This window comes from Pseudomonas sp. AGC41 (assembly GCF_057334555.1).
Genome location: NZ_JBHFJB010000019.1, coordinates 1 through 893 on the forward strand (window position 1 = coordinate 1; position 893 = coordinate 893).

The following is an 893-nucleotide window of genomic DNA, read 5'->3' on the forward strand; positions in this document are numbered from 1 at the left end:
TGGGAGTCGCCGCGTTTTCCCAAGGCTTGCTCCAACAACTGACCGTTGGGCGTCCAGGCTTGTCGTTGTTGCAGGCCGTTGCCTTGGTCGCGGCTGATTTCACGGTGCAGGTTGTCGCGTTGGTAGCTGAGCAGCTCTTGGTCATCGACTTTTAGCGCCAATAAATGACCGCTGCCGTACGTTAGCCAACTGACCCGATGCCCATCCGGTCGGGTGGTGGCGATACGCTGGTTGAGAGCGTCATATTCATGCTTCCACACCGCCACATGCGGTTCCTGCAGGTAGCGCAGGTATTGATGCTCGCGGGTGTTGTTGCCCGCGCGGTCGTAGAACCATTGCAGTTTGCAGGCGGCGTTTTCGGCGAGCAGCAAATTCCCGTTGCCGTCATAGGCGAAGGTTTCGGTCTGCCACTCCAGACCGTCCTTGTGCCCGGCATGACGGGCGATCAGGCGGCCCATCGGGTCGTACTCAAACTCGTTGACGCGATCGCCATCGAGGCGGCGCGTCGGTTGATTGCTGCCGTGGTCGTAGAGGTAGTGGGTGGTTTGCTGGTCGAAGCCGGTTTCCTTGAGCAGGCGCCCGGCGGGGTCGTATTTGAAGCGGGCGCTGCTGTTGTTTTCGTTGCGCAGTTCGACTAGTTGGCCGAGGCGGTCCCAGCGGTAGTCGAGGGTGGTGTCCTTGGCGTCCTGGCGTTGTTGGATCAGCCCGGCTTCGTTGTAGTGCCAGGTGGTGCGTTGGCGCAGGGCGTCGGTGTGGCTGAGCAGGCGGCCTTCGGCGTCGCGGGTTTTAAAGTTGGCATAGGTATTGGTGCGATCGAGCCAATGCCGGTGTTGTCCGGTTGTTAAAGAACGGGGTTGTCGGTCAGCGGTGAACGGAGCCGCGTGAGCCGCTGG

General features: G+C 61.0%; 1 pseudogene. It reads right to left on the bottom strand.

Annotated features, from left to right (window positions below):
• Positions 1–893 (bottom strand): annotated as a pseudogene (locus ACE04F_RS02260) (RHS repeat-associated core domain-containing protein); the annotation flags it as partial.